The organism is Vicinamibacterales bacterium (assembly GCA_041659285.1).
In the GTDB taxonomy this organism is placed as follows: Bacteria; Acidobacteriota; Vicinamibacteria; order Vicinamibacterales; family UBA2999; genus 12-FULL-67-14b.
The window spans coordinates 327,188-340,942 of record JBAZYO010000001.1 but is presented as its reverse complement, the minus strand read 5'-3'; the positions used below and the strand labels follow the sequence as shown (position 1 = coordinate 340,942).

At 66.8% G+C, this 13,755-nt stretch carries 12 protein-coding genes; 6 read left to right on the top strand and 6 right to left on the bottom strand.

The features are described 5' to 3' along the window. Window positions 1-10: 10 nt before the first annotated feature. From WC815_01555 to WC815_01540, 4 genes are read left to right on the top strand one after another with little or no spacing between them, the layout of a single operon-like run. Window positions 11-562 (top strand): hypothetical protein, encoded by a 552-nt coding sequence (locus tag WC815_01555; protein ID MFA5907440.1) that lies wholly within the window; start codon window positions 11-13, stop codon window positions 560-562. Continuing rightward, window positions 552-1,256, top strand: coding sequence for a glycosyltransferase family 2 protein (locus WC815_01550; protein MFA5907439.1), 705 nt, complete (start codon window positions 552-554; stop codon window positions 1,254-1,256). Before WC815_01555 ends, WC815_01550 begins: the two co-directional genes overlap by 11 nt. Further along, window positions 1,249-2,223: a sugar phosphate nucleotidyltransferase gene (locus WC815_01545; GenBank protein ID MFA5907438.1), complete on the top strand. Its 975-nt coding sequence runs from the start codon at window positions 1,249-1,251 to the stop codon at window positions 2,221-2,223. Before WC815_01550 ends, WC815_01545 begins: the two co-directional genes overlap by 8 nt. Next, window positions 2,220-3,152: an NAD-dependent epimerase/dehydratase family protein gene (locus WC815_01540; GenBank protein MFA5907437.1), complete on the top strand. Its 933-nt coding sequence runs from the start codon at window positions 2,220-2,222 to the stop codon at window positions 3,150-3,152. The genes WC815_01545 and WC815_01540 overlap by 4 nt, the downstream gene beginning before the upstream one ends. Here the strand turns inward: WC815_01540 and WC815_01535 are convergent. From WC815_01535 to WC815_01515, 5 genes are all read right to left on the bottom strand, one after another. Next, the gene (locus tag WC815_01535) at window positions 3,130-5,190 is read right to left on the bottom strand and encodes a hypothetical protein (GenBank protein ID MFA5907436.1); all 2,061 of its coding nucleotides are present in this window, start codon (window positions 5,188-5,190) and stop codon (window positions 3,130-3,132) included. The genes WC815_01540 and WC815_01535 overlap by 23 nt on opposite strands. A 130-nt stretch (window positions 5,191-5,320) precedes the next feature. Further along, complete coding sequence (locus WC815_01530) at window positions 5,321-6,742, bottom strand: MBOAT family O-acyltransferase (GenBank protein MFA5907435.1); 1,422 nt, start codon at window positions 6,740-6,742, stop codon at window positions 5,321-5,323. Next, entirely contained in the window at window positions 6,739-7,710 is a 972-nt protein-coding gene (locus WC815_01525; protein ID MFA5907434.1) for a hypothetical protein, read from the bottom strand. Before WC815_01525 ends, WC815_01530 begins: the two co-directional genes overlap by 4 nt. A 46-nt stretch (window positions 7,711-7,756) precedes the next feature. After that, complete coding sequence (locus WC815_01520) at window positions 7,757-8,767, bottom strand: GDSL-type esterase/lipase family protein (GenBank protein MFA5907433.1); 1,011 nt, start codon at window positions 8,765-8,767, stop codon at window positions 7,757-7,759. Further along, window positions 8,743-9,681 (bottom strand): class I SAM-dependent methyltransferase, encoded by a 939-nt coding sequence (locus WC815_01515; GenBank protein MFA5907432.1) that lies wholly within the window; start codon window positions 9,679-9,681, stop codon window positions 8,743-8,745. Before WC815_01515 ends, WC815_01520 begins: the two co-directional genes overlap by 25 nt. Here WC815_01515 and WC815_01510 point away from each other — a divergent pair. Continuing rightward, complete coding sequence (locus WC815_01510) at window positions 9,654-11,294, top strand: glycerol-3-phosphate dehydrogenase/oxidase (protein ID MFA5907431.1); 1,641 nt, start codon at window positions 9,654-9,656, stop codon at window positions 11,292-11,294. The two genes, WC815_01515 and WC815_01510, sit on opposite strands and share 28 nt — an antisense overlap. Before the next feature lie 129 nt (window positions 11,295-11,423). Then, window positions 11,424-11,720, top strand: a complete 297-nt coding sequence (locus WC815_01505) for an SWIB/MDM2 domain-containing protein (GenBank protein ID MFA5907430.1) — start codon at window positions 11,424-11,426, stop codon at window positions 11,718-11,720. A 148-nt stretch (window positions 11,721-11,868) separates the two neighbouring features. Here WC815_01505 and asnB read toward each other — a convergent pair whose 3' ends face one another. After that, window positions 11,869-13,755: an asparagine synthase (glutamine-hydrolyzing) gene (gene asnB, locus WC815_01500; protein MFA5907429.1), complete on the bottom strand. Its 1,887-nt coding sequence runs from the start codon at window positions 13,753-13,755 to the stop codon at window positions 11,869-11,871.

Below are 13,755 nucleotides of genomic sequence, written 5' to 3'. Positions count from 1 at the left end.
ACTGGCCCCAATGAGACCCGCTTCCGAAGGCAAACGCGGCCGGCCCCTGAAATTCGGCCGGCCCGCCCAGTTGGTCACCCTCACCCTGCCGGACGATGTCGTGGACTGGCTGTCCACCATAGACGCCGACTTGGGCTGGGCCGTGGTGAAGCTGCACGAACGCACGCTCAAGACGGAGAGGAAGCGCCAGAACAGCCTCGCCGAGCTGGTCCAGCTGCCCGGGCAGCGCGCCCTCATCCTGGTGAAGCCGGAGCCGTTCCAGAACCTCAAGGGCATCTCGATCATTCCACTCGCCGACGGGCGCGGCTTTCTCGCGCTCGACGCCGGACGCGGCGTCGCCGACCTCGAGTTGGCGGTGATCGATCGGCTCGAGGCTAAGTCACTCAGCGCCGCGGAGCGCACCGCCCTGCCGCTGCTGCGCCAGCAACTGAAGCAGTGGCGTCAGGACGGCATCGAGTTCGAGTCCCGCTCCATCATCGTCGCCAGGCGCCAGCCCGTGAACGTCCGCGGCCGGGCGCTGTCGTCAATCCTCGGTGCTTCCAGGACGTCCCATGCCTCGTGAACGCCTGAGCGTGCTGGTGCCCGTGTGGAACGAGCGCCCCACCATCGAGAAACTCCTCAACGCCGTGGTCGCGGTGGATGCCGGCGTGGACCTCGAGGTCCTGGTCGCCGACGACGGGTCCACGGACGGCACCCGCGAGATCCTGTCGGCCATTCAGCTGCCAGGCGTGAAGGTCATCTTCATGGACGAAAACGTCGGGCGCGGCGGCGTCATCAAGCACCTGTGGACGCTGGCCACCGGCAGCATCATCGTGCACCAGGACGCCGACCTCGAGTACGACCCCCAGGACTACAAGCAGCTGGTGGCGCCCATTCTCGCCGGGCAGGCCGACGTCGTCTACGGCAGCCGCTTCAAGGGCTCGATCGAGCGGATGCGGTGGCTGAATCGCATGGGTAACCTGGTCATGACCGGCGCCAGCCGTGGGCTCTACGGCGTGCAGCTGACCGACCTGATGACGTGCTACAAGATGTACCGCCGGCCGTTGATCGAGGGCCTGCGCATTCGCGCCAACGGCTTCGACTTCGAGGCCGAGTTCACGGCGCGGCTGGCGCAACGCGGGGCGCGGTTCGCGGAAGTGCCAGTCAGCTTCTACGGCCGCACCTTCGAGGAAGGCAAGAAGATCCGCGCCTTTGACGCGGTGCGCGTGATGCGCGAGCTGGTCCGCTGCAAGTTCGAGGGAGAGTCCCGTGCCTGATCTCGGTTCGCGAATGGTCGGCGTGATCCTGGCCGCCGGCAAGGGCGCGCGGATGTTCCCCTTCTCGGATCAACATCCCAAGCCGATCCTGCCCATCCTCAACCGGCCGCTGATCTCGCGGCAGATCGACGTGATGCGGGACCTCGGCATCACCACGATCTACGTGGTGGTCGGCCACCTCGGCTACCAGATCGCCAGCGTCCTCGGCGGGGGCGCCACCCTCGGCGTGGACCTGCACATGGTCGGGCAGGAAGGCACGCTCGGCCTCGCCCACGCGGTGGGGGCGCTGGAGCCGTACGTGCAGGCGCCGTTCCTGCTAATGCTCGGCGACATTCACTTCCACCTGAAGGCGCCGCTGCGACCGCTGATGGACGACGTGTTCGAGGGCCGCTGCAACGCCAGTCTGGTCAGCATGTACGAGCCCGACCCGGCCATGGTCCGGCGCAACTTCGTGATCCAGGCGGACGGCACCGGCCGCGTGTCCCGCGTGATCGAGAAGCCGCGCTACGTCGACAGCCAGTTGAAGGGCTGCGGCCTCTACGTGTTCGACCAGCACATCTTCGACGCCATCCGCCGCACGCCGCGCACCGCCATGCGCGACGAATACGAGATCACCACCAGCATCCAGATCCTGATCGACGACGGCTACGTCGTGAAGCACCACCCCATTGTCGAGCGCGACCTCAACCTGACCAAGCCCGAGGACCTGCTCCTGATCAACCTGCTGGAGCTGAAGCGGCATGGGCTGGCCTCCGTCATCGATCCCACGGCCGCGATACCGCCGGGCGCCACGATCGACAACAGCGTCATTGGCGCCCACGTCGAGGTGCGCTACCCCATCCGGATCTCGAATTCGGTGATCATGCCGGGCGTGGTCGTGGATTCCACCACCGACCTGGATGCCGTGGTGTTGACCGGCGAGCACTCCGTCCACTGCCCCACTGTGGTCGCCGGCCTGCGGTCGTGACGCCGCTCACGCACATCCTCGTGACCGGCGGCGCCGGCTTCATCGGCTCCCACGTGACGCGGGCGCTGCTGGCGAAGGGCCTCCAGGTGACCGTGCTCGACAACCTGTCGATGGGGCGTCGTGAGGTGGTGCCGGATGGCGCGCGGTTCGTGCAGGGCGACGTGCGCGACCGGGCCGCGGTAACCGCGGCCCTGGCCGGCGTCGATGGCGTCATCCACCTCGCCGCGCAGGTCACCATCCGCGGCAGCTTCGATCGGTTCTACGAGGACCTCGACACCAACCTGATGGGCACGGCGAACATCGTGAGGTTGGTCGATCCGGCGCGCGTGCGCTGGTTCACGCTGGCGTCATCGATGGCGGTCTACGCGGATTGCCCGGCGCCCATGCCCATTGCGGAGGGCTACACCACCGAGCCACTGTCGCCGTACGGCATCGGCAAGCTGGCGGCGGAGCGGGTGTGCCGGCAGATGCTGTCGAGCGTGGGCGTGCCGCTGACGGTCCTGCGCTTCTTCAACACGTTCGGCCCCGGGCAAAGCTACACGCCGTACGTTGGGGTGATCACGATCTTCGTGACGCGGCTGCTGCGTGGAGAGGCGCCGGTGATTCTCGGCGACGGCGAGCAGCAGCGCGACTTCGTGCACGTGGACGACATCACTGATGGCGTGCTCGCCTCGCTCGGCCACGCCGAGGGGACGTTCAACCTGGGAAGCGGGCGCAGCACGTCGCTCAACGTGCTGTCGCGGTTGTTGATCGATCGCTTGGGCAGGGACCTCGCGCCCACTTACGAGCCGGCGCGAGAGGGCGAACTGCGGTTCTCGGTCGCCGACATCACCGCGGCACGGCGCGCGTTCGGCTATGCGCCGCAGCGGTCGCTCGAGACCCACCTCGAGGACGTGATCGCCGACGTCAGTGCGCGACCAGGTAAATAACGACCTCCCTGTTCCTGAACGCCACCGGGAACAAGTCCGAACGCGAGTCGAACGACGCCACCAGTTCGGAATGGCGCTCCTGTTCGGCCGGCCCGACGTACAGATAGTCGATGTGCAGCTGTTGCGCCATCAGAGCCCGCGCCTTCGGATCGGCCTGGCCGAAGATCGCGTTCCCCACGAACGTCGAGGCATCCTGGTACGGCTGCATCGGAATCATGGCAATCGGCAGCCCGGCCGCCATGCGGCGTTCACCGAAGGCGGGAATGTAGCCCCACGACGCATTCGCGCGTTCCGCCACATTCGGCTGGACGATGACATCCGGAGGCGTCTGCGTCTTCAGCCAGTTCAGCGCCTCGACTTCGTCGCGCGACAGCACCAGCGTCCAGGGGAATCCCGGTCCCGGACCGGTGTTGGTAATGTCCTGAGCGTTGTAGATGTCCATGGCCACCGTCGGCAGCGCGGCCACGGCCAGCACGCCGACCAGCGCCCACGCCGCCACCTTCACGCCGAGCGGCGCCCGGTGTGCCGACGTCAGCAGGACGGCCGTGAACACGGTGCACGACACAAACAGCAGGTGCCCCGCGCGCCAGCCCACCCACACGTGTTGCATGTCCGGGACATCGGTGAGGAAGTAGAAGCCCAGCGCGACCGCGGCCAGCGCGGCGATCGGCAGCGTTTCGCTCCGGCGGCCGACTACCGCGACCAGCGCGCCGATGGCGCCGAGGATGAGCATCGGCCCGAAGCTGAGGAGCAGGACGTACTGCCAGTGCATCAGCGCCACCGGATTTGGTCCAAACCGCACCAGCGTCTTCGCCGCTGGATCGACGTAGGCCAGCGCCTCAGACACCTCGAAGGCCGCGAACACCGGCACGGCGCCGAGGATGGCGCACAGCGGAATCGCCTTCCACCGGGAAGGCGCCAACAGCCGAAAGGCATAAACGATAGAGACGGCAACGCCGATGATGATGGCTTCGAAGCTCGTCAACAACAGGCTCAAGGCCAGGAACGATCCAATGGTCAGCGCGACCAGCGGCCTGGCGGCGTCGGTGGTCCGGGCGACGATGAGCAAGGCCGACAGGCCGATGGCGTAGCCGCCCAGGTGATGCGGCTGGTAGAGGAGCATCCGGTGCAACCCGTCCACCGGCATTCCCGAATAGAACCACCGCGTCACGGCATCGACATTGATCTGCCCGAGCAGCGGGATGATGGCGCCGTCGCTCCACCACACCACCAGCCGATCCAGAGCCTCGTAGCTGTTGGCGAGAAACACGAGCGCGCACGCCGTGGCCGCGGCGCCGGCGGTAGCGCCAAACGCGCGCACGAAGCCGTACAAGAACGCGATGAACACCAGGCCATACGCCAGGGAGTTGGCGAGCGTCACTTCTTCGATCGTCAAGCCCCAGGGCCCGAGAACGCGGTACTCGACCGCCGAGAGAAAGTGCGCGAGCCAGTAGTAGTGCAGCGTGCCGCCAAACTGGAATGGATTCTTCGGCGGGATATCGCCCTTGCTGACCTCCGCCACCACGGTCATCGCCCACACGAAGTCGGCGGTGAAGTAGGCGCGATACGCCTTGCCGCCATCATCGACCGGCTCGGCCACGCGCGCGAACGGCGCGCCGGCGATGAGCGGTACCAACAGGAACAACAGGAGCACCGCCACCAAATCGCGGCGATCGAGGCGCGGCATCCGCAAGTCGATGCCGATGCGCTGGAGCGGAAGCCGGTTCAGGAGCCAGAGGGGCCAGGGCGCCAGAATCAGTATCCACGCGCCGCGCCCACCCATCTGCCATAGCGCCAGCAACCCCAGGACGGAAATGCCCACGCCCCACACCGGCCCCAGCAGCCAGTGCGCGCGGGTGTCGGCGCTGCGAGTCAGGATGCGCGCAAACGTGACGCCCGGAAGGATGAACCAGCCGAGCACCACCGTGCTGACAAGGCCCCCCCATGGGCGAATGACGCTGAGATAGGCCGCGGCAATGCCAGCCAGCGATACTGCCGCAATGAGGCGAACCGCGAGGCGCGCCGAGGAGGAAGTCACGCATCGCTATCTTTGCGGAGTTCCGCCCCGGTTCGGCATTAATTCAACCTATTCCTTGCGCAGAATCTGCGGCTGGAAGCCGTTCTTGCGAGGAATCTGCGGCTGGAACCGTCTTATGCAGAATCTGCGGCTAGAACTGGAAGTAGATGAAATCGCTGGTGCCGGCGTAGAGCGTCACGATTCCGTAGACCATCACCGCGGCCAGGGACGCGCGCGCGGCCGCCGGCAACGACGGCACGGTGCCTCGCTCTTCGGCCCAGACCCAGGCGTGGTGGATCACGAGCGGGAGCAGGAAGAGGGTTCCCACCCACATCCAGCCGGCAGGCCTCACCAGGTCCATCGTGGCGATGTTGGCCATGAACGTGCTGGCGTTCGCGAACGACGAACTGCGGAAGAAGACCCACGCACACAGGACCACGCACTGGGTCACGCCGAACCACACCAGCCGCACCCCGCCGAAGCGGCCGAGGCCCCGGTCGTGTTGCAGCCCCAGGGCGCGTTCGACCGCCAGTGCCACGCCGTGGATGGCGCCCCAGACGATGTAGGTGTAGGCCGCGCCGTGCCAGAGGCCGCCGAGCACCATGACCAGCAGCAAGTTGACGTAAGTCCGCACCCGTCCGCGCCGGTTGCCGCCGAGCGGCACATAGAGGTAGTCGCGTAACCAGCTCGACAGCGTGATATGCCATCGCTCCCAGAAGTTCTTCAGGGAACCCGCGACGTAGGGAGCGTTGAAGTTGACCGGCAGGCGGTAGCCAAGGAGGTAGGCCAGACCCCTCGCGATGCTGGAGTAGCCGGCAAAGTCCGCGAAGATCTGCCCCGAGAACATCAGCGCCAGCCACAAGGTGAAGCCGGCGTTCGCCTGCTCCCGATAGCCAAGATCCCAATACTCGTCCACGTAGACGGCCAGGTTGTCGGCGCACACCATCTTCAGGAAGAAGCCGACGATGATCAGCCAGACACCCTCGTAGAAAACGCGCAATCGAAGCCGGCGCGGCCGCGGCATCTGCGGCAGGAAGTCCACCGCCCGCACAATGGGACCGGCCACCAGTTGCGGGAAGAAGATGATGTAGAGGAAGAAGGACTTGAAGCTGCGCTGCGGCTTCAGCAAGCCGCGGTACACGTCAATCGTGTACGACATCGACTGGAAGGTGTAGAAGCTGATGCCCATCGGCAGGATCAGCGATACCTCCGGCGGCTCGAGGCGATAGCCGAGTGCCGACGCGGCCCGGACCGTCGTATCGATCAGCAGGTTGGAATACTTGAAGAATCCCAGCAATCCAAGGTTGACGCCAAGCGACACGGCGAGAATCCACCGTCGTCTGGTGACGGCGGTGACCGGTACCCGTTCCAGCGCGAGCGCCGCCAGGAAGTCCACGCCCGCGCTGGTCACCAGCACGAGGATGTAGATCGGCACGTGCCACGCGTAGAAGATGGTGCTGGAGACGAGGAGCACCGCGACGTAAGCGGTTTCGATCTTGCGGCGCCCGACCGTCAGCCGCGCCGCGAAGACGATGAGAAACAGGATGACGAAGGCCCACGAAACGAAACTCACCTGGGCACCGCCGCCGGCAGGTACGGCGTGAGGTCGTCGATCAGGCGACGGCTCCAGAACACCGCGCTCTCTTCACTGAGGTGGCTGCCGTCGTGCGAAGTCAGGCCGTCCACGTCCATGCCCACCACCGGCACCCCGAGCACCGCGCCGAGCGCCACCGGGTTGCCGCCGGCATCATCGGGGGTCGGCACGTAAGTCAGGACCATGCGGCTGCCCCGCCGATCGAGTTCGGCCTTGAAGGCTCGGGCGGGATCGCCGAGGCGAGGGCCAACCGCCACCGCCCCGTAGTCTTCGCTGGGCGCCGCCATCGCCGGCTTGGGCCAGGGCGAAATGGACCAGACCCCGTCCCGGCGCGAGCGGTAGGCGATGAACTCATTGCCAAACGGAAAACCGGGACGGCCGTAGAGGTCGATCCAGTTGGGGATCACCTGGTGAATCGCCCGCCGGGCCTCGTGGCCAATTTCTCCCTCCCATAACCGCTTGCGGGCGCCGAACGGCGTATCTTTGATCACCCGTTCCGCCCAGGTGCTGAGAGGCCGGCCGAAGAACCCATCCACGTTCACCACGACGATGCGCGGCCGGAGGTCGTACTTCTTGATCAGCTCCAGCGCCCACGTGTCGCCTTCGCGAAATCCGAAGCCCAGCGCGTAATAGGTGACCCCGTAGGCCTGGGCCCACGGGGCGAGGACGCGGGACCGCAGCGCGAACATCATGCGCGACGTCCCGACGAACAGGATGTCGGCGCTCTTCAGGTTGGCAATGGCCTCGGCATCGGTGCCGTGGTACAGGACGTGATGATCGAGATGGCCGCCGCGGTCGTGCGCCAGATAATAGGCAGGATCAGGTGGCCGCTGGGCCAGGGTGATATTCCGGGCCCGGCCCTCGAACCCCGGCACGGTGAGCCAGGCGGTGTAAGTCAGTGCGACGAGGACCGATATTGTCGATCCGAAGATGAGCGCCGTTCGCAATATATTTCAATATTAATAAATCCTGCGCGCTATTGCACGCCTTTCTTCATTTGACCTCCAATTCGGCCTGAATGGCGGCGAAGAAGGTTTCCGCGATCTTTCGGTAGCCCGCTTCGTTCGGGTGCCGCCCGTCGGCGCTGTTATAGCGGTTGGGGTCGCTGGCCCACGCGGCGTAGACGTCCACCAGCACGGCGTTCTCGCCGCGCGCCATGATCTTGAGCTTGTCGTTGAACCGCACGATGGTCGTATTGGAAATCCCGCGGTTCACATTCACCGGCGGCGGCGTCAGCGTCGCCACGAACACCCGCGCCCCGCGAAAGCGGGCGTCCTTCACCATGTCGTTGATGGCCGCGATGGCCGGGTCAATACCGGCTTCCCCGGCGCCGAGGTCGTTGTAGCCGTCCATGATCAAGGCCACCTCGGGGCGATTCGCGTTGAATACGCTGGAAGCCCGGCCGACCCCGTCCACCGCCCTCTCGCCGCCTTTCCCTTCGTTGATCATGGTGATGGCCTGGGAGGCGTACCGCGCCGCGAGCAACTGCCGCAGCACGGTCGGGTACGACGCGCCCGGCACATCGGTGTTGATGTAGGGCGGATCGCCCGACGGGTTGAGCGTGGACACAGTACCAACCGTGATGCTGTCACCGAAGGCGAGGAACTTGGTCTTGCTGATGGTGGCCAGGCGCGAGACGGTCACGCCGAACACGCACGACGCCGATCGGTTGAGCGAGTCGGTCGCCGTGCACCGCACCTCGTTCGCGCCAATCGGGAACGTCGAGCCCGACGCCGGCGCGCAGGCCACGGTCACCGGCGCCTGCCCCCCCTCGGCCGACGGCGTCGTGTAGCTGACGGCCAGCGCGGTCCCGGTGGTCGTCGATGACACCGCGGACGGGCACACCACGGTCGGGGGATCAGGCACCACCACGACCGGGGGCGGAGTGGGCGGAGGGGTGGGCGCGGTCGGGGTGCTCGGGGCGCTCGAATTGCAGCCTGACACGACCGCGACGACGAACATGAGGGACAACAGGCGCATCACGCGGCTGTCGACTTTCGGCAAAACGCCATCAGGTGCCAGCCGAGCGGCCGCACCCAGACGCGAGGGAGCGCATTGAAGGTTCCGACAAACAGCGTGTTGAAGGCCAGCCCCTTCCAGCCGCCGTGCAGGCGCGACTTCACCGGAAAACGCTCGGGCACGATGCGCACCTCGGCAAACGGCGTCAGTAGCTTCTTGAACTCCGCGATCGAGTACTTCACCAGCACCGGCGCGTCTTCGTGCTCCAGCGGGACCTTCATCACCTTCGACAGCGCGTTCAGCCAGGAGACGCGGTTGTAGACCATGAAGATGCCGGTGCCGCCCGGCTTCAACACCCGGTGGCATTCGCGAATCAGTTGCGCGGCGTCCGCCGTGTACTGCACCACGCCGTGGCCGTAGACGACGTCGAACGAGGCGTCGGGATACGGCAGCGCCTCACCGTTGGCGACACGGAGGTCCTCCGCGACCAGCCCGTGCAGCTCGAAGTTTTTCCGTGCAAGGTCGATCGCCGTCTGCGCCAGGTCCACGCCCGTCACGCGCGCGCCGCCGGCGGCGAATCGCGCGAGGTCGGTGCCGATGCCACAGCCGACTTCAAGCAGTCGCTGGCCCTGGTAGGCCGAGAAATCCACCAGCTGCGGCAGGTAGCGCAGCTTGTCGTAGCGGTAATCCTCGAGATCGTCGAAGAACCCACGGGTGCCGACCGGCTCGTCGGTCATCTCCAAATCGTGGATGCGGTGGTTCCAGTAGCGTTGAATCTCGGTGATCACGACCTTGTATCGTACAATATCGGCTCTCTGATGCGGTATCCCAACGGCAAAAATGCGGACTCGTTTCCGCCTACGCGGCCAACGGCCGCTACGGCGAGACTTCGCCGAAGCTCGCGTGCATCGATGGGCGAGCGAAGGCGAGCATGACGCGCGACCTCCGCAGGCTGGCAGACACCCGATTTGACTTGATTGTGGTGGGCGCCGGTTTTTACGGCGTCACCGTCGCGTGGGATGCCGCTCAACGCGGGCTGTCGGTCGCCATCATCGACAAGGACGACTTCGGCGCCGCCACCTCCTTCAACAACCTCAAGACCCTGCACGGGGGCCTGCGCTCGCTCCAGTCGCTCAACTTCCGGCAGATGCGCCTGTTCATCCGGGAGCGCCGCGCCCTGGCCCGCATCCTGCCGCACCTGGTGCGCCCGCTGCCGTTCGTGGTCGCCACCACGCGGAACCCCAAGCGCTCGGCCCTGGCGATGCGCATCGCGCTGGCCATCAACGACCTGGTGGCCCGCGACCGCAACGAGGGCCTGGCCGACCCGGGGTCGCACCTGCCGCGCAGCCAGATCATCTCGAAGGAAGAGACCCTCCGGCTCAACCCGGTCGTGGCGCCGGAAGGGGTGACGGGCGGCGCGGTCTGGTACGACTACCAGATGACCAGTACCGACCGCGTGACGCTGTCGTTCCTGCTGTCGGCGGTGGACGCCGGCGCCACCGCGGCCAACTACGTCAAGGCGAACCGGTTCATCCGCGACGGCGACCGCGTGGTCGGGGTGCAGGCCGAGGACGGCCTGACCGGCACGACCTTCGACATCCGCGGCGCGGTCGTCGTCAACGCCGCCGGGCCGTGGGCGGCGTCGATGCTCACCGACCTGCCGCGCGCCGCCCAGGGGGCGCCGCCGCCGCGCCTGTCGCGGGCCATGAACGTGGTCACCCGCAAGCTGGTGGACTCGCACGCCTGCGGCGGCATGGTGGGCGGCCGCTACCTGTTCCTGGTGCCGTGGCGCGACGTCTCGATGCTCGGCACCAGCCACGATGCCTACGACGGCTCGCCCGACCAGTTGAAGGTGTCGCGGTGGGATCTGGAGGCCTTCCTGAAGGACGCCCGCGAGGCGTTCCCCCATGCCGGCCTGACCACCTCGGACGTGCTGCTGGTCCATCGCGGCCTGCTGCCGATGGTGTCGGGGGATGGGCACCAGGTCCGCCTGCTGCGCGAGAGCCGGGTCGTGGACCACAGCCGGCACGGGCTGCCCGGCCTGGTGTCGGTGTTCGGCGTGCGCTACACGACCGCGCGCCACACGGCCGAGCAGGCGGTCGATGCCGTGTTTCGCGCCATGGGCCATGCCACCCCGCCGCCCTGCCGCACGGCGGAAACCCCGCTCCTGGGCGGCAGCATGAACCACGTCGACAACTTCCTGAAGGCGGTGGTCCTGCGGGACGTCGAAGGCATTCCCACCGCCACGCTGCGCCGCATCGCGTCCACCTACGGCACCGGCTATGACAGCGTGCTGCAGATCGCCCGCGACGTGCCGGCCCTGGCCCGTCCGCTCGGGCGCTCCTGCGACGTGCTGGGAGCGGAAATCCTCTATGCCGCCCGCCGGGAAATGGCCCTCAAGCTGGGGGACGCGGTGATCCGCCGCACCGAGGCCGGGGCGGCCGGGCACCCCGGGGCCGACGCGCTCGAACGGGCCGGCGCCATCATGGCCCGCGCGCTCGGATGGGATGAGTGGCGCGCCAGGAACGAGGTCGCCGAGGTCGAAGCCTTCTACCGCCTCCCGCGTGACTGAGGCGGCGCCACCGGGCTCCACCCCCGTTACCAGAGGGAGCGGGCGTACTTTTCATAGGGAAAAAGTGCGAACTTATAGTAACCTCCCCTCTGCAACGCTGTCGTTGAGCGATTGCCCATAGGAGAACAGATGGCCAAGACTGCGAAGAAGAAAGCCGCGAAAGCGAAGCCCGCGCGTAAAGCGAACGCCGCGTTCATGAAGCCCGTCACCCCCAGCGATGCGCTGGCGGCCGTGGTCGGCAGCAAGCCGATTCCGCGTACCGAGGTCACCAAGAAGCTCTGGGCCTACATCAAGAAGAACGGCCTGCAGGATGCGAAGAACAAGCGCATGATCAAGGCTGACGCCGCACTGAAGCCCGTCTTCGGTGGCAAGGCCACGGTCAACATGTTCGAAATGACCAAGCTGGTCAGCAAGCACCTGAAGTAAACCGCACACCTGCGCTGATTGCGCAGACGCGGCCGGTGATCACGGGCGCACGGGTTAACCGTGCGCCTTCTCTTTTGTACGGTGATCGGCGCCCCGTAAAGGGGCGCCCTACAAGAGACTCGCGGTAGGGCACCCCTTTATGGGGTGCCTATGAGAGATGCGCGGAGGCCCAGCGTTCGAACACCATCAGCGGGAACAGCGTGTGCGCGTGGTTCTCGCGGCCCGCAGTGTGCGCGTCCATCAGCGCCGTGACCACCGCGGGATCGAACAGGCCGCGGCGCGCGACGCGCGCCGGTGACAGCAGGTCGCGCATCAGCGGCTGCAGCTCGTGGCGCAGCCAGTTCTTCATCGGGATGCTGAAGCCTTCCTTGCGGCGCGACAGGATGCGGTCGGGAAGAATGCCGCGCATGGCCTGCTTCAGGATCCATTTCCGCTCGCCGTTGCGGATCTTCAGGTGCCCCGGCATCGAGAACGCCAGCTCCATGAGATCGCCGTCGAGGAAGGGCGCGCGCGTCTCGAGCGAGGTCGCCATGCTCATCCGATCGACCTTCACGAGAATGTCGTCGGCCAGATACAGGCTCAAGTCGGCGTAGAGCTGCCGGTTGAGCAGATCGTCCTGCGAGAAGCGCCCCAGCGCGTCGCGCACCGGGGCGTAGACGTCGGTCGCGCCCAGCGCGTCGCGGAGCCCGCCTTGATACAGCCGCGCCTTCTCGCGCGCGTTCAGGTAGACCATCCAGCGGTAGTGCCCCAGGTCGGCCGGGGCCGTGGTGGCGCCGGCGCTGAACCGCTTGACCTTGTTGACGAGCCCCTTCTTCTTCCCGGTCGGCGGCAGGGCCGCGGCGACACCAGCCAGCGCCGGCATCAGCGCGTCGCCCATCCACCCGAGCTTGGCCGCCAGCGCCTGCGCCTGGTAGGCGTCGTAGCCGCCGAACAGCTCGTCGCCGCCGTCGCCCGACAACACCACCTTGACGTGCTCGCGCGCGAGCTCGGAGACGCTGAAGGTCGGGAACATCGAGACGTCGGCAAACGGTTCGTCGAGGTGCACCACCAGCCGCTCGAAAAGATCGCCGAGGTCCGGCGACACGCTGCGCTCGCGATGGTTGGTCTTGAACAGCGCCGCCACTTCGCGCGCGTACGGCAACTCGTTGTAGGTGCCGTCGGCGAACCCGATGCTGAAGCTGTTCACGGGCTGCGAGGTGGACTCGCTCATGAACGCCACCAGCGAGCTGGAATCGATGCCGCCGGAGAGGAACGCGCCCAGCGGCACGTCGGCCATCAACTGGCTGACCACCGCCTTCCTGAGCGCGGTGCGCAGGGCCTCGGCCGCCTCGCGGTCGTCCCACTCGCGCACCCTCACGTCGGCCGCGTCCCAGTAGCGGTGCACCGAGACCTCGCCGTCGTGATAGCGGAGGAAGTGCGCAGGCGGGATCTTGTGGATGCCCTTGATCATGGTGCGCGGGGCCAGCACGTATTCGTAGGTCAGGAACTGATCGAGCGAAATCGGATCCAGCTCGCGCGGCACTTCCGGGCGCACCAGCAACGCCTTCACTTCCGACGCCAGCAGCAGGCCGCGCGACGTCTGCGTCCAGTACAGCGGTTTTTCACCGGCGCGATCGCGCGCGGCAATCAGGGTCTTGGTGCGGCCGTCCCAGATCGCCACCGCGAACATGCCGCGCAGGCGGCAGAGGAAGTCCACGCCCCACTGCTCGTAGGCATGGACCAGCACCTCGATGTCGGACTGGCGCGACCGGAACGTGTGGCCGTGCCCTTCCAGCTCCTTCTGCAGCGCCTGGTAGTTGTAGATCTCGCCGTTGGCGACAATCTTGATGTCGCCGGTCTCGTTCAGGATCGGCTGCTGGCCGGTGGCCAGGTCCACGATCGCCAGCCGCCGCATGCCCAGGCCGACGCCGTTGAGCGTGATGCTGCCCTCTTCGTCGGGGCCGCGGTGGTGCAGCATGCGCACCATCTGCTGCAGCTCGTCGGCGGCGACGGGCCGGCTTTGATCACGATCGATGATGCCGACGATGCCGCACAT